This is a genomic window from Microbacterium hydrocarbonoxydans (assembly GCF_023715885.1).
In the GTDB taxonomy this organism is placed as follows: domain Bacteria; phylum Actinomycetota; class Actinomycetes; order Actinomycetales; family Microbacteriaceae; genus Microbacterium; species Microbacterium hydrocarbonoxydans_C.
This window is the reverse complement of the sequence record NZ_JAMBOY010000004.1, coordinates 245,504-263,402: the sequence shown is the minus strand read 5'-3', so window position 1 is coordinate 263,402 and position 17,899 is coordinate 245,504. Positions and strand designations below refer to the sequence as shown.

The 17,899-nt window shown below is 68.9% G+C and carries 21 protein-coding genes; 8 read left to right on the top strand and 13 right to left on the bottom strand.

The genetic code is table 11. From position 1 onward, the window contains the following. Nucleotides 1–7: 7 nt before the first annotated feature. Nucleotides 8–589, top strand: a complete 582-nt coding sequence (locus M3195_RS12725) for a pyridoxamine 5'-phosphate oxidase family protein (protein WP_251588066.1) — start codon at nt 8–10, stop codon at nt 587–589. 18 nt (nt 590–607) lie between these two features. Here M3195_RS12725 and M3195_RS12720 read toward each other — a convergent pair whose 3' ends face one another. The 4 genes from M3195_RS12720 to M3195_RS12705 form a co-directional block, all read right to left on the bottom strand. After that, nucleotides 608–1,423 carry an SURF1 family cytochrome oxidase biogenesis protein gene (locus M3195_RS12720; RefSeq protein WP_251588065.1) on the bottom strand — a complete coding sequence of 272 codons (816 nt, stop codon included), beginning with the start codon at nt 1,421–1,423 and terminating at the stop codon, nt 608–610. After that, nucleotides 1,420–1,614: a hypothetical protein gene (locus M3195_RS12715; RefSeq protein WP_251588064.1), complete on the bottom strand. Its 195-nt coding sequence runs from the start codon at nt 1,612–1,614 to the stop codon at nt 1,420–1,422. The genes M3195_RS12720 and M3195_RS12715 overlap by 4 nt, the downstream gene beginning before the upstream one ends. Beyond that, nucleotides 1,611–1,967, bottom strand: coding sequence for a DUF3099 domain-containing protein (locus tag M3195_RS12710; protein WP_251588063.1), 357 nt, complete (start codon nt 1,965–1,967; stop codon nt 1,611–1,613). Before M3195_RS12710 ends, M3195_RS12715 begins: the two co-directional genes overlap by 4 nt. A 76-nt stretch (nt 1,968–2,043) precedes the next feature. Continuing rightward, nucleotides 2,044–2,631, bottom strand: a complete 588-nt coding sequence (locus tag M3195_RS12705; RefSeq protein ID WP_251588061.1) for a DUF4190 domain-containing protein — start codon at nt 2,629–2,631, stop codon at nt 2,044–2,046. A gap of 139 nt (nt 2,632–2,770) precedes the next feature. Between M3195_RS12705 and M3195_RS12700 the strand changes: the two genes are divergently transcribed. Beyond that, entirely contained in the window at nt 2,771–3,481 is a 711-nt protein-coding gene (locus M3195_RS12700) for a beta-ketoacyl-ACP reductase (protein WP_251588059.1), read from the top strand. Nucleotides 3,482–3,493: 12 nt separating this feature from the next. Here M3195_RS12700 and M3195_RS12695 read toward each other — a convergent pair whose 3' ends face one another. The 3 genes from M3195_RS12695 to M3195_RS12685 are packed head-to-tail and all read right to left on the bottom strand — an operon-like array spanning nt 3,494 to nt 6,155. Further along, nucleotides 3,494–4,192 carry an alpha/beta fold hydrolase gene (locus M3195_RS12695; RefSeq protein WP_251588057.1) on the bottom strand — a complete coding sequence of 233 codons (699 nt, stop codon included), beginning with the start codon at nt 4,190–4,192 and terminating at the stop codon, nt 3,494–3,496. Between the two features lie 32 nt (nt 4,193–4,224). Beyond that, a complete protein-coding gene (gene serB, locus M3195_RS12690; RefSeq protein ID WP_251588056.1) occupies nt 4,225–4,860 on the bottom strand; it encodes a phosphoserine phosphatase SerB in 636 nt (211 codons plus the stop codon). A 53-nt stretch (nt 4,861–4,913) separates the two neighbouring features. After that, a complete protein-coding gene (locus tag M3195_RS12685) occupies nt 4,914–6,155 on the bottom strand; it encodes a glucose-1-phosphate adenylyltransferase (RefSeq protein ID WP_251588055.1) in 1,242 nt (413 codons plus the stop codon). Nucleotides 6,156–6,224: 69 nt separating this feature from the next. Between M3195_RS12685 and glgA the strand changes: the two genes are divergently transcribed. The 3 genes from glgA (at nt 6,225) to M3195_RS12670 (ending at nt 8,583) form a co-directional block, all read left to right on the top strand. Then, on the top strand, nt 6,225–7,409 hold the full coding sequence (gene glgA / locus M3195_RS12680; RefSeq protein WP_251588054.1) for a glycogen synthase: 1,185 nt from the start codon (nt 6,225–6,227) through the stop codon (nt 7,407–7,409). Between the two features lie 18 nt (nt 7,410–7,427). Beyond that, nucleotides 7,428–8,213 (top strand): ABC transporter ATP-binding protein, encoded by a 786-nt coding sequence (locus tag M3195_RS12675; protein ID WP_251588051.1) that lies wholly within the window; start codon nt 7,428–7,430, stop codon nt 8,211–8,213. A 112-nt stretch (nt 8,214–8,325) separates the two neighbouring features. Further along, nucleotides 8,326–8,583 (top strand): type B 50S ribosomal protein L31, encoded by a 258-nt coding sequence (locus M3195_RS12670; protein WP_096715489.1) that lies wholly within the window; start codon nt 8,326–8,328, stop codon nt 8,581–8,583. Between the two features lie 82 nt (nt 8,584–8,665). Here M3195_RS12670 and M3195_RS12665 read toward each other — a convergent pair whose 3' ends face one another. The 3 genes from M3195_RS12665 to M3195_RS12655 are packed head-to-tail and all read right to left on the bottom strand — an operon-like array spanning nt 8,666 to nt 12,258. Next, nucleotides 8,666–8,947 (bottom strand): hypothetical protein, encoded by a 282-nt coding sequence (locus M3195_RS12665; RefSeq protein WP_251588050.1) that lies wholly within the window; start codon nt 8,945–8,947, stop codon nt 8,666–8,668. A 52-nt stretch (nt 8,948–8,999) separates the two neighbouring features. Beyond that, a complete protein-coding gene (locus M3195_RS12660) occupies nt 9,000–10,253 on the bottom strand; it encodes an alpha/beta fold hydrolase (RefSeq protein WP_251588049.1) in 1,254 nt (417 codons plus the stop codon). Between the two features lies 1 nt (nt 10,254). Further along, nucleotides 10,255–12,258 carry a DUF262 domain-containing protein gene (locus tag M3195_RS12655; RefSeq protein WP_251588048.1) on the bottom strand — a complete coding sequence of 668 codons (2,004 nt, stop codon included), beginning with the start codon at nt 12,256–12,258 and terminating at the stop codon, nt 10,255–10,257. A 176-nt stretch (nt 12,259–12,434) separates the two neighbouring features. Between M3195_RS12655 and M3195_RS12650 the strand changes: the two genes are divergently transcribed. Next, nucleotides 12,435–13,208, top strand: coding sequence for a hypothetical protein (locus M3195_RS12650; protein WP_096715745.1), 774 nt, complete (start codon nt 12,435–12,437; stop codon nt 13,206–13,208). A gap of 185 nt (nt 13,209–13,393) precedes the next feature. Beyond that, a complete protein-coding gene (locus M3195_RS12645; RefSeq protein WP_251588046.1) occupies nt 13,394–13,897 on the top strand; it encodes a DUF3145 domain-containing protein in 504 nt (167 codons plus the stop codon). A gap of 141 nt (nt 13,898–14,038) precedes the next feature. On the opposite strand, the gene yczR is transcribed toward M3195_RS12645, so the two are convergent. After that, the gene (yczR, locus tag M3195_RS12640) at nt 14,039–15,442 is read right to left on the bottom strand and encodes a MocR-like transcription factor YczR (RefSeq protein WP_251588045.1); all 1,404 of its coding nucleotides are present in this window, start codon (nt 15,440–15,442) and stop codon (nt 14,039–14,041) included. Between the two features lie 95 nt (nt 15,443–15,537). Between yczR and yczE the strand changes: the two genes are divergently transcribed. Next, the gene (gene yczE, locus M3195_RS12635; protein WP_251588044.1) at nt 15,538–16,194 is read left to right on the top strand and encodes a membrane protein YczE; all 657 of its coding nucleotides are present in this window, start codon (nt 15,538–15,540) and stop codon (nt 16,192–16,194) included. A 59-nt stretch (nt 16,195–16,253) separates the two neighbouring features. On the opposite strand, the gene M3195_RS12630 is transcribed toward yczE, so the two are convergent. Then, entirely contained in the window at nt 16,254–17,492 is a 1,239-nt protein-coding gene (locus tag M3195_RS12630) for a beta-ketoacyl-[acyl-carrier-protein] synthase family protein (protein ID WP_251588043.1), read from the bottom strand. Nucleotides 17,493–17,582: 90 nt separating this feature from the next. After that, the gene (locus M3195_RS12625) at nt 17,583–17,831 is read right to left on the bottom strand and encodes an acyl carrier protein (RefSeq protein ID WP_017202249.1); all 249 of its coding nucleotides are present in this window, start codon (nt 17,829–17,831) and stop codon (nt 17,583–17,585) included. Nucleotides 17,832–17,899: the final 68 nt, after the last annotated feature.

The following is a 17,899-nucleotide window of genomic DNA, read 5'->3' as shown; positions in this document are numbered from 1 at the left end:
TCGGACTGTGACGCACGACGACTCGACGCTCGACACCCGGCTCAACGACGGGTTGCGAGGCAGGCACGCCCTCACCGGCCATGCGCCGGAGTGGGATCTCGAAGCGCTGCCCGAGGACCCGACGGCCCTCTTCGCCGCGTGGCTGGCGGCGGCGGACGCCGCAGCGGTCCCCGAGCCGCACACCGCGACGCTCGCCACGGTGGATGCCGAGGGGATGCCGGATGCGAGAACCCTCATCCTCAAGCGTGTCGACGAGCGTGGATGGGCGATCGCGAGCACGCGGTCGTCACGGAAGGGGACGCAGCTCGGTGCCGCGCCGGCCGCAGCGCTGAACTTCTGGTGGCAGCCGCAGGTGCGCGCCGTTCGGGTGCGCGGTCGCGTCGAGGAGGCGACAGCGGAGGAGAGTGCCGCCGATCTCGCCGCCCGGTCGCCGGCCGCCCGCGCGCGCGTCGCGGACGGGGACTGGGTACTGTGGCGGATCGTTCCCGAGCGCATCGAGTTCTGGCAGGGAGCACGGGACCGCGGTCACACCCGTGTCGTCTACGTGCCGGTCGGGCCTGGCTGGTCGCACACCGTCACCGTCGACTGAGCGAGGGGCGTCGCCCGCTCACACGTTCGCGTCGAGCAGTTCGTCTTCGACGTCCGCATCCGCATCGCGGCGACGAGACTTCTTCTCGGGCGTCGATTTCCCCTCGACCTCTTCGCGATGCTTCACGATCTCGGTGCGGATGATGTACCCGATGAAGATGAACCCCATGAGGGCGAACAGGATCCACTGGATCGCATACGAGAGGTGGGGACCAGGGTCGTCGGTGGGGGACTCGAAACCGCCCAGAGTGCCCTCGCCCGCGGGGTCCTCGCTCACGATCTGGCCGTACGCGCTGGGGATGACGTCTTCGCCGACGATCTCTGCGATCGATGGAACGTGGATCGTCGGCACCTGGCCGTCGGGAGCACCGCGGCCGGAGGCGGGAAGCTGCTCACTCGGCCGCAGGCGCACCACGACCTCGACCTGACCCTCGGGTGGAGCAGGCACGGCATCGGGCGAGTCGCCCTCGCCCGGCGGCACCCAGCCGCGGTCGACGATGAAGACGCGTCCGTCGACGTCACGGAACGGCACGAGCACTTCATAGGCGCTCGTTCCACCGTGCGGACGGTTACGGGCGAGAAGCTGCTCGTCGGCGAGGTACTCTCCGCGAAGGACGACCGGATGCCACACATCCCCGCGGTCGAGCTCCCCATCCGGTCCGATGAGGTCGGCCAGCGGGACGGGGTCGGCGTCGTAGTTCTTCTCGACGAGAGCGATCTGCTCGGCGCGTGACTCGTTCCTGTCGAACTGCCAGTTCGACAGGAACGCGCAGGCCACCGCGAATCCGATCGCGATCAGCACATAGACGGTCCACCGCAGCATCCGCGCGCTCATGAGGGCACTCCGTCTCGAACGGTGACCGGAAAATCACGGGCGGCGAGGTAGTCCCGCAGGAACTCCACGTGCTCGCCGCACGCGAGCCAGATCTTCTCGCGATCGGCGGCGTGGATGCGGGGATTCCGCCACACCACTCGAGCGATCGCCGCGTTCCGGCAGCCGGCGCGGGAGCACTGGAGTTCGCTCACGCGTCGCCCTTGCGGCTCTCGTGGATCGTGATCACGAACGGCTCCGAGGTGCTCTCTTCGACGACTGTCGGCTGCGGAGCCGGTGACTCCAGCTCCTGCACGGGCGACTCCGCCGTCGTCTCGGTGCTGTCGCTGCCGGCGTTCGCGAATACGACCGCGATGTACGGGAGCACCGCCGCGGCCAGCGCGAACACCCACGTATACCAGCCATAGGGCTGCACGAACATCATCAGGGCGAAGCAGACGATGCGGATCGTCATCGTGATGGCGTATCGGCGCACGCGGTGGTCCGCCTCGGCCTGCGGCGACTGCGGCAGGGAGGTGACAGCGGGGACCAGTCGCTTGTTCTTCACGATGAGTCCAGCCTACGCCGCTGCCGGGCCGACGGCTCACTTCACGGGCCGCCGTTCGACCGCTCGATGAGGACGGTCAGGACGTGAAGATGAACGGGATGGTGAATGCCCCGAGGAACAGGAAGCTGATGACGGTCGTCACGATGCCGACCGCCAGCACGGCGACCATGATGTATCCCATGATGAGGCCCGCGAAGGCCATGCCGCGGCCACCGATGGACGGGTCGGCCTTCGTCTGACGGAGCGCCATGTGGCCCGTGATGACGGCGATGATCGAGGCGATCAGCGGGATGACGGCCCAGAACAGGACCACGCCTGCGATGCCGCAGATGAGCGACGTGATCGCGAGCCCGCTCGTCGGACGCGACGCCGGATAGATCGACGCCGGATAAGCGGCTCCGTAAGGCTGCTGCGGGGAGGGCGCCCCGTAGGGCGGAACACCGCCCGCCGTCGATACGGACCCCGGGTACGCCTGCGCCGGGGGAGTCGAGGAAGGATACGCGGGAGGCTGCGGGTACGCGGGAGCCTGCGGGTAGGCGGGTGCTGCGCCATAGGGCTGCGGCGGCTGGTAGGGCTGCGCCGGCTGGGAAGGCTGCGCCGGTGGAGCCGCGGGAGGCGGCGGAGGAGTCGGCTGTACGCCGGAGGGGTGGGTGTCGTCGCTCACGGGCATGCCTTTCGTCGCGTTCAGCGTTCCAGTCGCACCGGGGTTCTGTCAAACATGCAGCCATCCCCGGCGAGGGGCGACGGATAGGATCGATGGCGACCCGGCCGCAGACCCTGCGCGGCCAGATCTGGAGTGGGAAATGAGTACTGATCGCGTCGTCCTCGTCACCGGCGGAAACCGCGGCATCGGCCGTGCCATCGCCGAGAGGTTCGTCCGTGACGGTTATCGCGTCGCCGTCACGGCCCGCAGCGGCGAGGGGCCCGAGGGCACGCTCACCGTGCGCGCGGACGTGACGGATGCGGCGGCCCTCGACGCCGCATTCACCGAGGTGGAACAGCAGCTCGGTCCGGTCGAGATCGTCGTGGCGAACGCCGGGATCACGAAGGACACCCTCCTGCTGCGCATGAGCGAGGACGACTTCGACAGTGTCGTCGCCACCAACCTCGGCGGGACCTTCCGGGTGGTCAAGCGGGCGTCGAAGGGCATGCTGCGCGCGCGCTTCGGCCGCGTCATCCTCATCTCCAGCGTGGTCGGCCTGCTCGGCTCCGCCGGACAGGTCAACTACTCGGCCTCGAAGAGCGCGCTCGTGGGGTTCGCCCGTTCTCTCACCCGCGAGCTCGGCGGGCGCGGGATCACTGCGAACGTCGTCGCACCCGGTTTCATCGAGACCGACATGACCGCTGAGCTGCCCGAGGACACCCAGAAGCAGTACAAGTCGAGCATCCCGGCCGGGCGTTTTGCGACGCCCGACGAGGTCGCCGGCGTCGTCACCTGGCTCGCCGGAGACGACGCGGGCTACATCTCCGGCGCGGTCATCCCGGTCGACGGCGGACTAGGGATGGGTCACTGACGCCTCGGGGCATCACCCATGACGCGTGGCCGCCGCGTCGATGAGGGCAGCGAGTCGACCCGGCACGGAGAACTGCGGCCAGTGCCCGGAGCCGACCTTGACGACCTCGACGTCGGTGATCGCGCGGAACTCGTCGGCGTAGGGCCCCCAGCTCTCCAGCTGCGATTCGAGCGACGCCCGATCGAGACCGCCCATCAGCAGCGTCGTCGGCACACGGTGCCGACCACCCTCGAGGACGATGTCATCCGTCGGCACCCGCGCCGGAACGCTCTTCGTCAGCGCAGCGGTGCGGGCTCGCGTCTCGTCGTCGAGGTCCGCCACATCCTCGGCGTCGAAGCTCTCCCACCCGGGGAAGGGCACGACACCGTCGACGACGTCGAACTCGCTGATGCCGAAACCCGACGGCGGCGGAACGGTGTCGACGAAGATCACGCGCGAGACGGCGTCGGGACGAGCGTCCGCGACGCCCCAGGCGACGTTCCCGCCGCCGCTGTGCCCGACGACCACGACCGGTCCATCGATCTCGTCGACGGCGGCGACGCCCGCGGCGACCCAGTCCGCGATGCCGATGTCGGCGGACTCCGATGCCGGGGCTCCGACTCCCGGCATGGTGAGCGCGCGCACTCGGTGACCGGTGCGTTCGAGGTCGGCGGTCACGTCGTTCCAGCTGGAGGCGTCGAGCCACAGCCCGGGGATGAGGATGATGTCCATGGCCCGACGATAGACCGGGCCTCCGACATCCGCTACGGCAGCAACGGGACGACCGCGGACAGGTCCTGCGGTCCGACCACGAGGCTGGCCGCGGCCCGCACCGCAGGCTTCGCATTGAAGGCGAGACCGAGCCCGGCGACCCCCATCATCAGCAGGTCGTTCGCGCCGTCACCGATCGCGATCGTGGCGCGACGAGACACGCCGAGCTCGTCGGCCCACTCCAACAGGGATGCGGCCTTCGCCGCGGCATCCACGATCTCGCCGTCGACGACCCCTGACAGCGCGTCGTCGGCCACCGCGAGGCGGTTCGCGCGCCAACGATCGACGCCCAGCTGCGGGGCGATGTGGTCGAGGATCTCGTGGAACCCGCCGGACACGACGCCCACGACCCCGCCACGCGCGTGCACGGCAGCGGTCAGCTCATGCACGCCGGGTGTCGGCTCGACGCGCGCGCGGACCCGCTCGAGTCGTGCCACGGGTACGCCCTCGAGCGCGGCGACCCGGGAGCGCAGACTGGCCGCGAAGTCGACCTCGCCCCGCATCGCGGCCTCGGTCGCGGCCTGCACCTCGGCACGGCGCCCCGCCTCGTCGGCGATCAGCTCGATCACCTCGTTGCGGATGAGCGTGGAGTCGGCATCGAGGACGACGAGGAAGCGCGGTGCGGTCACCCGACGAGCCTACCGAGCGCGGCAGCCCGCTCCGCACCGGGCGTCGCCCCGCGTCATCGCTCGATGAAGACGCCCTTCCCGACCACCGTGATGCCGGAATCGGTGACAGTGAAACCACGGGCGAGGTCACGCTCGCGGTCCACCCCGACGGTCGCGCCGTCCGCCAGGACGACGTTCTTGTCGAGGATCGCGCGATGCACCCGGGAGCCCGCGCCGACCTGCACGTGATCGAAGACCACGGAGTCCGTGATCGTCGATCCGCCGCCGGCGAGGGTCCAGGGACCGACCACGCTGCGCTCCAGGTGCGTTCCCGAGAGCACCGACCCGAGCGAGACGATCGAGTCGATGGCGTTGCCGATGCGGCCCACCGAGTCGCGCACGAACTTCGCCGGAGGGGAGTTGACCGCCTGCGAGTGGATCGGCCACTCCATGTTGTACAGGTTGAAGATCGGGAGCGTCGCGATGAGGTCGCGGTGCGCGTCGTAGAAGGAGTCGATCGTACCCACGTCTCGCCAGTACGAGCGGTCGCGCGGCGACGAGCCGGGTACGTCGTTCTGCTTCATGTCGTAGTAGCCGGCCTCGCCGCGGTCGACGAAGTAGGGAACGATGTCGCCTCCCATGTCGTGCCCGGAGGTGGGGGACTCGCCGTCTGCCTCGACGGCCGCGATCAGCGCGTCCGCGTCGAAGATGTAGTTGCCCATCGACGCCAGCACCTCGTGCGGGGAGTCCTCGAGGCCCGTCGCATCGGTCGGCTTCTCGAGGAACTGCTTGATGCGGCCGGTCTCGGTGTCGGCGTCGATCACGCCGAACTGCGAGGCCATCGCCAGCGGCTGCCGGATACCCGCCACGGTCGCCTTCGCGCCGGACTCGATGTGGGCGTCGAGCATCTGCCGGAAGTCCATCCGATAGACGTGGTCGGCGCCGATCACGACGACGATGTCGGGCTTCTCATCGTTGAGAAGGTTCATGCTCTGCAGGATCGCGTCGGCCGACCCCGAGAACCAGCGCTTGCCGAGACGCTGTTGCGCCGGCACCGAGGCGACGTAGGAGTCGAGGAGGGCCGACATGCGCCAGGTCTGCGAGATGTGCCGATCGAGGCTGTGCGACTTGTACTGCGTCAGCACCACGATCTGCCGCAAGCCGGAATTGATGAGATTCGAAATCGCGAAGTCGATCAGACGGTACTGCCCGCCGAACGGCACGGCCGGTTTCGCGCGATCGGCCGTGAGCGGCATGAGTCGCTTGCCTTCGCCACCGGCGAGGATGATCCCGAAGACCTTCTTTGGTGCTGACATGCACCCACCATAGATGCCGCGCGCCTCGCGGAACTAGCATCTGGACAAGTGAGTCACTAGCGTCTAGGCATGCGCGTCGAAATGATCACGAAGGAATACCCGCCGGAGATCTACGGAGGTGCCGGCGTGCACGTCGCGGAGCTCGTGACGGCGCTGCGGCGCGACGTCGATGTGCGCGTCCGCGCGTTCGGCGGCGAGCGCGAGGAGCCGGGGACCTTCGCCTACCGGACCCCGCAAAGCCTCGCTTCGGCCAACCCGGCGCTGCAGACCCTCGGCACCGACCTCGAGATCGTCGCGGCCATCTCCGACGCCGACGTGGTGCACAGTCACACGTGGTACGCGAACTTCGCCGGACACCTCGCGTCGCAGCTGCACGGTATCCCGCACGTGCTCACCGCGCACAGTCTCGAGCCGCTGCGCCCCTGGAAGGCGGAGCAGCTCGGGGGTGGCTACGCGGTGTCGAGCGGTATCGAGAAGCTCGCCTACGAGAACGCCGCCGCCGTCATCGCGGTCAGCGCCGGGATGCGCGCCGATATCCTGCGCAGCTACCCGGCTGTCGACCCGACCCGTGTGCGGGTGATCCACAACGGCATCGACGTCGACAAGTGGCACCCCGTGCAGAACGACGCGTTCCTGCAGTCCATCGGGATGGATCCGAGCCGTCCTTCGGTCGTCTTCGTCGGGCGCATCACCCGCCAGAAGGGTCTTCCGTACCTGCTGCGCGCCGTCGCGATGCTCCCGCCCGAGGTCCAGTTGATCCTGTGCGCCGGCGCGCCGGACACCCCGGAGATCATGGCCGAGGTGCAGGAGGGCGTGCGCCTGCTCCAGCAGACGCGCGAGGGCGTGGTGTGGATCGAGCGGATGCTGCCGCGCGAGGAACTCTCGGCGATCCTCACCGCCGCGACGACCTTCGTCTGCCCCTCCGTGTATGAGCCTCTCGGCATCGTCAACCTCGAGGCGATGGCTTGCGGTGCGGCCGTCGTCGGCACCGCGACCGGTGGCATCCCCGAGGTCGTCGCCGATGGGGTGACGGGACGGCTCGTTCCGATCGACCAGGTGCAGGACGGCACCGGCACGCCGGTCGACCCCGATCGCTTCGTCTCCGACCTGGCCGCGGTGCTCACCGAGGTGGCGACGGATCCGGTGCGGGCGCGGGAGTACGGCGACGCCGGACGCGAGCGCGCCCGGACCGACTTCAGCTGGGGCGCGATCGCCGACACCACGCGCGCGCTGTACGCGGAGCTGACCGCCTGAGCCGATAGGCTGGAGCGCATGTCGAGCGCTCTGGAATTCACCGACGTCGTCGTGCGCCGCGAGGGGCGCAACATCATCGATCACGTGACCTGGCAGGTCGCCGACGATCAGCGGTGGGTGATCCTCGGACCCAACGGCGCGGGCAAGACCACGCTGCTTCAGCTCGCCGACACGCTCATGCACCCGACCTCGGGAACCGTGACGGTGCTGGGTGAGACCCTCGGACGGACCGACGTGTTCGAGGTGCGCCCGCGCATCGGCTTCGCGTCGTCGGCGATGGCCAAGCGCGTGCCGCGCGACGAGACCGTGCTCAACACCGTCCTCACGGCCGCGTACTCGGTGCTCGGCCGCTGGAACGAGAGCTATGAGGACATCGACGAGCGCCGCGCCCTGCGCGTGCTCGGCGACTGGCGGCTCGACCACCTCGCCGACCGCACCTTCGGAACCCTCAGTGACGGAGAGCAGAAGCGCGTCCAGATCGCACGCGCCGTCATGACCGACCCCGAGCTGCTGCTGCTCGACGAGCCCACCGCCTCGCTCGACCTCGGCTCCCGCGAGGAGCTGCTCGCGCTGCTCAGCGGCTACGCGTCGTCGCCGACCACCCCGGCGATGCTCATGGTCACTCATCACGTCGAGGAGATCCCCGTCGGATTCACCCACGTGCTGCTGATCCGCGACGGCTCGGTCGTGGCAGCCGGGCCGATCGCCGAGACGCTCACCGCTGAAGCGCTCGGCGAGACCTTCGGCATGCCGATCACGCTGAGCAGTGAAGACGGGCGCTACGCGGCCCGCGCGGCATCCTGATCGCCGGGTTACTCACTGCGCGCAACTCCTGTTAGAATCGATCCTTGGTGCGTTCGGCACCGCAGACTTCCCTCGTCCCTGGCACAATCCAGGGCAGTAGCTAAGGAATCCCATGAAGACTGACATTCACCCCGAGTACAAGGCCGTCGTGTTCCGCGACCTCGGATCGGGCGAGACCTTCCTCACCCGTTCGACCGTGACCAGCGACAAGACCGTCGAGCTGGACGGCGTGGAGTACCCGGTGATCGACGTCGAGATCTCCTCGGCCTCGCACCCGTTCTACACGGGCAAGCAGCGCATCATGGACTCGGCCGGCCGCGTCGAGAAGTTCAACCAGCGCTTCAAGGGCTTCGGCGGCTCGTCCAAGTAACGACATCGCCACGATGAAGGCCCCGGTTCCTCGGAACCGGGGCCTTCATCGCGTTCGGGGCGCCGAACCGGCGGTCGCCGCCTCAGAGTTCGAGCGTGATGCGATCGCCGCGGATGCCGTCGGGCGGGTCACCCGCGACGGGAGCCGGTGCCGTGCGCTTCGTCTGACGGTCACGCTCGACGCCGGCGTCGTGAGCGGACGGCATCGAGACCGCCTCGAACGACCCGCCGAGCCCTCCGCCCGGGCCCTCGTACTTCCGCTCGAGCGGCATGCGCGAGTAGACGGCGACGATCACGACGACGATCATGATCACGACCAGCAGAACGATCGCGATCGTCAGAAGCATCCCTATCGTCTCGGCCATGGAACCAGGCTAGGCGACCCCGCCGTCGGCGGCATCCGACCACGGGATGATCTCAGCGGATGCGTCGGCCGTGGGCGAGATCGATCAGGTGCGTGAGCACCGGACCGGAGCGCAGGCCGTTGTGCTCGTGCTCGCTCGTCACCCAGAGCTCCACGCCAGGGAGCAGCCGACCCGTCTCGAGCGAGAACTCCAGCGGCACGTACACGTCGTTCGCGTAGACCGCGGCGGCGCCCGTGGCACCGGAAGTCTCGATGGCCACGCGATCGTACAGGCGCGGCCACTCGAACTCCGCGAGCTCGAGGGCGACGTCGCGCCACGGCTGGAAAGCCGGGACGGTGTCGGTCCACTCGCGGCGGATGTGCTCGCCGGTGAAGAGCGTGACGTCGTCGCGGAAGTCGTCCGGCTCGGTGCGCTCCGCCGACCATCGCGTCGCGTGCCCATCGGCGTAGCTCGACTCGTGGAAGACGAAGTAGAGCGGGTTGCGGCCTCCGTACGGCATCGCGTTCATGAGGTCGTAGCGGAAAGCGTTCGAGCGGTGATCGCGTTCGAGCAGCGACCAGAGCGTCTGCCACCCCTCGTTCATGCCGAGGGCCGACCCGACCGATCGCAGCCGCGAGCGCGACACGACCTCGCCGTCGGGAAGGACGATGTCTCCCGCGTCAGCATGATCGACCAGGCGACGCATGCGGTCGCGGTGCTCGGGGAAACGCCGGTAGTAGCGCTCCGAGGCGTCGCGCATCTTGTCGTAGCAGAGCGCGTAGACGTCGTCGGGGTGGCGTCCGACCGCGCTGAGCCCGCCGGTGATGAACACGTCGGCGAGCGAGCTCGCATCGGTCGAGAGGTAGGCCAGCGTCGTGAACCCGCCGAAGGACTGTCCGAGCAGACTCCAGGTGATGGCGCCCAGGTGCTCGCGCATCGCCTCGCAGTCGCGGACGATCGAATCGGCGCGGAGATGGGTGATGTACTCCGCGACGGCGGAGGCGCCGAGGCTCAGATCGTCGTCGCCGACGGGCGTCGACAGTCCTGTTCCGCGCTGATCCAGCATCACGACGCGGTAGTGCGCGAGCGCCTCGTCGAGCCAGGCAGGGGCGGTCGACGAGTGGAACGGGCGCGGGGCCTCGTGCCCCGGTCCGCCCTGGAGGTAGACGAGATAGGGGAGCGAATCCCCGCCGTCCCTGGTCACCACGCGCGCGAAGATGTCAATTGTGCGGGTGTCGGCCGGATCGTCCCACACGAGCGGGACGGTGAGCGTGTGCTCCTCGATCGCGAGGTCGAACAGGCGGTGGATGGTGGTGGTGCCGGTCATGTCACATCACGTTCCCGATGTAGGAGTACTTCACGAAGACCTCCGAGGCGATGCCCGCCTCCTGGAGCACGCCCTGGACGGCGCTCATCATGTAATTCGAGTCCCAGCCCATGTAGAGGTGGTGGGTGTCGTCGAGCTGGTCCCACTGACCCTTCCATGCGGTCTGATCGTAGATCGGTCCGCCGTGAGCAGCGCAGTACGTGACCGCGGCATCGCGCGTATCGGTCCAGGCCCGACGGAAGACCCGGTTGAAGAGGTGCTTGACGTCGTACACCTCCCAGCGCTCGCCCCGGTACTCGACGTACTCGAACTCGCGCTCCCACCCGGCGGGCCAGCCGCGTCGGCGCACAGCGTCGAGGATCGGGGTCAGGCCGTCGTCGTCGATCTCGGGCAGGGCGGGGCGCGCCCAGATACGGAGCAGATCGGCGGTCAGCCGGACCGTGCGCTGCGAGATGGCCGCCGTGCCCCAGGTCTCGGTGCCCTGCAGTGCAGCCGTCTCCGGCACAGCGCTCCTCGCGTACGCGGAGGTGCGCTTCACGGGGTAGGACTCGCCGAAGTACCGCTCGGACAGCGCCTGCTCGAGGAGCGTGAGGTTGCCGAGCGTCGGGGCGAGCGCCCGATGCGCGTTCCGCTCGTCGTCGGAGTAGTCGATCCATTCGCGTTCGCCGTCGCCCGACCAGGCGTCGCTGGGGACGGTCGGGACGATGTGCTCGACGTCGAAGTCGGCGGTGTCGTCGACGCCTTCAAGTCGCCCGAGCACGTACGCGGGATGGGGGAGCTCGCTGTACTTCAGGACCGCGCTCACTCGCTCGTCCGAGGGCGTGATGCGCGCGAAGGCCCGCTCCAGTGCGTCATGACCGAGCGCGCGTGCTCGGACGAGCCGAGCCACGAGGCGCTCGTTCGGAAGGTTCACGAGGGTGCGCCGCAGGTACACCGCCTGGATGCGCTCGAGCGTCAGGATGAGCTCGTCGCGGGAGATCAGACCCCGCGCGTGGTCGCTGTAAGCGCTCAGCACGAGCGGGTACGCCGCGCGCCCGAACGTGTTGACGAACTCCAACTGCCGTGCGATCCCCGGATCGCTCTCGAGCGAGGGATCGAGCAGGATGCCGTAGATCTCGGCGTAGTGGCGCCAGACCTCGGCATCCGCCTGCAGGTGCTCGACGTCGACGCGCGGAAAGGAGTGCCGGAACGCGCTGTACACGCCGTGCTCGCCGTTGGCCGCGACTTCCCGGCCGGTCGTCATGACGAGATAGTGGCGCCAGAAGGCGCCGATCGTCTCGCCCGTGTGCCGCTCGATCGGAAGCCAGAATCGCGCTTCGACGTCGAGCTGCTCGGCGTGTGTGAGGCCCATGAGAATGTAGTTGTGGATGAGCTCATGGTCGCGCAGCGGCTCGCCCGTCGAGTTCAGGCTCTCGAAGATCTGCTGCGCGTTCGCGCCGGAGCCCAACGTGATCGACACGTGCTCGAGTCGCTGCAGCCCCCGCCAGATCGCCGCCGCCTCGTCGGCGTGCACCTGGCTGCGGAAGAACGCGTAGTTGTCGTCGAACCTCGACTCGCGCGCGGTGCTGTCGCCGCGCTCGAGAACGACGGATTCGTACAGGTCCGCCCACGCGTCATGCGGTCGGAGCTTGGTGCGGTCGGCGTCGTCGGGGCGCACCAGCACGCGGGAGAGCTCGGCGGACAGGGCGGGGTCGCTGTCACGCACGGCATGCTGCAGCGCGGCGATGAGCAGCATGAGGGTGGTGATGCGCTGTTGCCCGTCGATGAGCACCAGGTCGGTGTCGGCATCCGAGTCGTCCGCCGCAGAGAGGATCGAGCCGATGAAGTGCCGATGCGACTCGTCCTCGGCGGCCACCGCGCGAACGTCGGCGAGCAGCCGCTCGCATCCGCCGATGTCCCACCGATACTGCCGCTGGTACACCGGTACAACGATGGTGGTGGAGTCCGCTGCGAGCCATTCGATCGTGTTGACAGCTGTCGCCTCGACGTTGGTCGCAGTGCTCATGCTGATGTCTCGCCCTCCCATGACGCCGGGCGCCGTGGAGTCGCCGGGCGCCCGATTCAGTCTATTCGCTTATTCACGGCGGCCCTCGGCTGGCGCTCCGCGCCCCGCTGTTAGGCTTGCCTTATCAGGGCCTGTTAAAACGTGCTGGCCCCCGATGAGAGGACATGACTCAGATCATGGGATACATCAAGTCCAAGGCGCTCGAAGACAAGGGCTTCGTCGTGCTCGACAGCTACAACCAGGAGCTCGACCCCAAGGAGTGGCTCGACATCGAGTACAACGACTGGAAGTCGTCCGGCGACACCCGCTTCGCACCGCTCGCGAGCGCCAAGGGTGAGATCGAGTGCAACGGCTTCTGGAACCACAAGCCGCCGCGCACCGACAAGGACGGCGTCTGGATCGATTCGCAGACCGCGAAGGCCCCCAACCTGACGCGTCGCGCTCAGGAGCCCGGTGCGAACGTCGGCCGCTGCCGCGTCATCGAGCTGCAGCCGACGCCGTACGGCGAGTGCCTCTACAACCTCCACCAGGACGACAACAACCGACTGAACCCCGACGGCACCGGCTGGGTCGTGCGCGGGTTCTTCAACCTCACCGACGACAAGGACAGCTTCTTCGTCCTGCGCGAGAACCGCACCGACCCGAGCATCGAGTACCGCATCGCTCTGCCGGCCGGTGCTCAGCTGATCGTCGACACCCAACGTCTGTGGCACGCCGCCACCCACGTGGGCACCGAGCCGCGCTACTGCCTCATCACCTCGTGGACCTCGGGCCCCGAGCTCGACGCCTACATCGAGAAGTACCACGGCACCCAGGACGTCCCGAACGTCGAGGTGCCGCAGGACGTGCTCGAGGCCGGCTACGCCGAGCAGGCCCGCCGCGACGCCGCTCGCGCCGCGTACTACGCGGCCAAGGGCCAGCAGGTCAAGCAGGCCATGAGCGAGGCGTGATCCTCGTCTGAACGGCCCGAACGGGTCGGAAGGCCCCGGTCGCGAGACCGGGGCCTTCGGCGTGTGAATGACACGCTTGTGATTTCCTCGTCTCTGGGCGAGAATGGGCGCATAACCGCATAGATCCGCCGGGCTCTCGGTGGTCAGGTCGTTGGGGAAGACGCACCTGATGAAACGGAGAGATCATGGCGACGACGTACGCACGCGGAGTGGTGTTCATCCACTCCGCACCTCGCGCGCTCTGCCCGCACCTCGAATGGGCGGTGGGACGCGCTATCGGTCGTGCGGTGAACTTCGACTGGTCGGACCAGCCCGTGCTCGACGGCGCACGCCGTGCCGAGTTCTACTGGGACGGACCGGTCGGCACCGGTGCTGCCCTCGCGACCGCGATCCGCGGTTGGGAGCACCTGCGCTTCGAGGTCACGGAGGATCCGACGCCGCGCAGCGACGGCGGCCGCTGGCTGCACACGCCCGACCTCGGCATCCACTACGCCCAGACGGATGCCGCCGGCAACATCGTGATCGGGGAGGACCGCATCCGCTACGCGATGGAGATCGCCGCGGGGAGCGCCTCGGAGCTGCAGCGCGAGCTCGACATCGCGCTCGGGTCTGCCTGGGACGAGGAGCTCGAACCCTTCCGTCACGCCAGCGACGACGCACGCGTCGTCTGGCTGCATAAGGTCGGCTAAGCGAGCTCGGTCAGGTGCAGAGACGTGGAGCGTGGAGGCGCGAGTGTCGGATGCCGGTGATCTCTCCCGGGCGTTGAGAAGGCGTATCCCGCTCCGGATGACGAGGACCCCGCCCCGCCAGGGACGGGGTCCTCGTCTGCGTCAGATGACCGCGGCGTGGGACATCTCGGTCAGGCGCGGTGCGCGGCCCGCGGTCACGGCCTCCCAGGCGGAGCCGAGGCGCTGCATCGCGAGAGCGGTGCGGTCTGGCGGCAGCGTGATCGGCACTCGCACGTGGCGCTCCAGGACTCCACCGGTCGCGAAGCGGGGGCCCGGAGGAAGGATGAGTCCGCGCTCGCGGGCCGCGAGGGAGAGCTCGGTCGATACGGGCGCGCCCAGGTCGAGCCACACCGACAGGCCGCCCGGCGCCGGCGGCATCGTCACACCGTCGATGTTCTCGATCCCCGCCGCGACGGCCGCGCGACCGTCGCTCAGGCGCCGACGGACGTGAGCCGTCAACGCGGGCATGTCCTGCAGGAGTTCCACCGCGATGCACTGCTCGAGTAACGCGGTTCCCAGCTCGAAGGAGGGGCGCGTGGCGAGCAGCCGGGCGATCAGCGAGCGGTCGGCGCGGATCCAGCCGAGCCGCAGACCGCCCCAGGCGATCTTCGACATCGAGCCGAGGGTCACGACCTCGGGGCTGGAGGCGGCGAGCGGGCGCGGCGCCCACCCGCGGTCGATGTCGAGCTCGGCCGTCGTCTCATCGACGATCAGCAGCGTGCCTGCGCTGCGCGCGGTCGCCGCGATGCGCTCCCGTGCTGGATCGGGCAGGGTCGCGCCGGTCGGGTTGTGGAAGTCGGGGATCAGGTAGGCGACGTGCGGTCGCCCGCTCAGGATGGTCTCGGCGACATGACGCTCGTCCCAGCCGCCGACATCGACGGGGGTCGGGAGCATCCGGTAGCCGTGTCGGTGCAGGGCCTCCAGCGCGTGGGGGAAGGTCGGCTGCTCGACGAGCGCCCGTTCGCCGCGGCGTCCGATCGCGGCCAGCACGAGGTTCAGGCCGTTGAGCGCTCCGGAGGTGATGATGATCTGATCGGCGTGGGTCGGGAGTCCGCGCTGGTTGAAGCGCTGCGCGACGGCATCCCGCAGCTCCGGCAGTCCGCGCAGCGAGTATCCGCTGGTGCCGCGCAGGGCGGCCAGGCGGGGGAGTGAGCGCACCGTGGCGTCGTACAGGCCCGGCGTGGAGTCCATCGACGCGATCGAGAGATCGATCGCGTCGTCGTCGACGGCGTCGCGGGGAGTCCAGGTGTCGCGAGGGAGCGAGACGCGCGTCCCGCCGCCGTGGACGCGCGAGACGTACCCGTCGTCCTCCAGCAGACCGTACACGCGAGTGGTGGTCGAACGCGATCGCCGGATCTCGAGTGCGAACGCCCGCTCGCTCGGCAGCTTCTCTCCGACCGTCAGTCGGCCGTCGAGGACGAGTGCCCTGATGCGGTCGGCGAGCTCTCGCGCGGTGGTTCCCGCGACCTGGTCGGCACCCAGGAGACTGACGAGTCGCGATGTCATGGGTCCATCATGCCGCGAAGTGGACTCCGATCATCATGCCACTTTGGTCTGAGTGGACTTCGTGCGCGGAAGAGCTGTGGGTCCACGATGGTCTCATGCCCTTCCGCTCCCTGTTCCTCCCCATCGCTGCGACGAGCCGACGAGACCTCGTCGAGCGTGTCGTCCAGCTCCTGGTCGGGCTGTTCCTCTACGGAGTCGCGCTCGGGCTCATGGTGCGCGGCGGTATCGGCGTGGCCCCGTGGGATGTCTTGGCGCTCGGCGTGTCGGGTAGCACCGGACTCGGGTACGGTCTGGTGACCGTGCTGGTCTCGATCATCGTGCTGCTGCTGTGGATCCCGCTGCGGCAACGCGTCGGGCTCGGCACTCTGCTCAACGCGCTTCTCATCGGTCCGAGTGCGGACCTCACGCTTGCGCTGGTCCCCGCGCCCCCGTCGATCTGGATCGGCGCGCCGATGTTCGTCGCGGGGCTCGTGCTGCTCGCCTTCGCGACCGGGCTGTACATCGCGGCCGACTTCGGCCCCGGACCGCGCGACGGTCTTATGACCGGACTCGTGCGCCGCACCGGCTGGCGCGTGTGGATCGTGCGCACCCTCATCGAGGGCAGCGTGCTTCTCGTCGGATTCCTGCTGGGCGGGCCCGTGGGTGTCGGCACCGTGCTCTTCGCCTTCGGCGTCGGACCGCTCGTCGGACTCTTCCTGCCGTGGTGCACCCGCGTTCGCGAAGCCCGTTCGCGGCAGCTCGCCGCGCGCTAGGACCACACAGAGAAGCGCCGTGCTGCGTGAGCAGCACGGCGCTTTCCTGCGGTCCGAGGTCAGTCGGTGCCGGCGAACACGGCGACGGCGTTGTGGCCGCCGAAGCCGAACGAGTTGCTGATCGCGATCTGCGGGCCGTCGCCGAGGGGCTGTGCCTCGCCGGAGAGCCGGAACGGCACAGCCGGATCGGGCTCCGTCATGTTGATCGTCGGCGGTGCGACGCGGTCGCGCAGCGCGAGGATCGAGAAGATCGCCTCCAGTGCGCCGGTGCCGCCGAGCAGGTGGCCCGTCGAGGCCTTGGTCGCGGAGACAGGGATCTCGTCGATCCGGTCGCCGAACACCTTCCTCAGCGCGACGTACTCGTTCGGGTCTCCGACCGGGGTCGACGTCGCGTGGGCGTTGATGTGGGTGACCCGGTCGGCGCTGATGCCGGCGCCCTCGAGAGCCTGCGTGACGGCGCGAGCCGCCCCGTTGCCCTCGGGGTCGTTGCCGGTGATGTGGTACGCGTCGGCCGTGACCGAACCGCCGAGGACGTACCCGTAGATCTTCGCGCCGCGGGCCTTGGCGTGCGCCTCGGTCTCGAGGATGAGAGCCGCAGCCCCCTCGCCCATGACGAAGCCGTCTCGGTCGATCGCGCCGGGACGCGAGGCCGCGGCCGGGTCGTCGTTGCGACGTGACAGGGCCTGTGCCGAGGCGAAAGCGGCCATGGTGATCGGGTGGATAGCCGACTCGGTGCCACCGGCGATGACGACGTCGGCGAGACCCTCCTGCAGGTGGTCGTAGGCGTGGATGATCGACTCGGTGCTGGACGCGCACGCGCTGACGACCGTCTGGGCGTAGGCGCGCGCCTCGAACTGCAGCGACAGGTTTCCGGCTGCGGCGTTCGGCATGAGCATCGGCACCGTCAGCGGCATCACGCGGCGCGGGCCCTTCTCTCGGAGAGTGTCCCACGCGTCGAGAAGCGTCCAGAGGCCGCCGATGCCGGTCGCGAAGTCGACACCGAGGCGCTCGGGCGCGACCTCCGGAGAGCCGGCGTCGGCCCAGGCCTCGCGCGCTGCGATGAGCGCGAACTGCGAGGACGGGTCGAGGCGCTTCGCCTCGTGGCGGGGCAGCACCTCCTCGGGGCGCACGGATGCCTCGGCGGCGAACGTCACGGGGAGGTCGTACTGCTCGACCCAGTCGTGCTCGAGCGTGCGGGCACCCGAGACGCCGGCCAGCAGATTGGTCCAGTTCTCGGAGGCGGTGCCGCCGATGGCGGACGTGGCACCGATGCCGGTGACGACGATGCGCTTGGTCATGTGTGGTTCCTTGTCAGGCGGATCGAACAGAAGATGGGCAAGGCAGAGGATGCCACGCCCCGCGAGCGCGGGGGTGGCATCCTGAGTGGATTACTCCTGGCCTGCGACGATGAAGTTGACGGCGTCGCCGACGGTCTTGAGGTTCTTGACCTCGTCGTCGGGGATGGTGACGCCGAACTTCTCCTCGGCGTTGACGACGATCGTCATCATCGAGATCGAGTCGATGTCGAGGTCGTCCGTGAACGACTTCTCGAGGGCGACCTCGGAGGCGTTGATGCCGGTCTCGTCGGTGATGAGCTCGGCGAGGCCCGCGAGGACCTCATCGTTGGTGAAAGCCATGGTGGTCTTCCTTCTCTTACGGGGTTGATTTCGGAACCGTGGAACAGTCTAGGGAAGGTCGGCGCGTT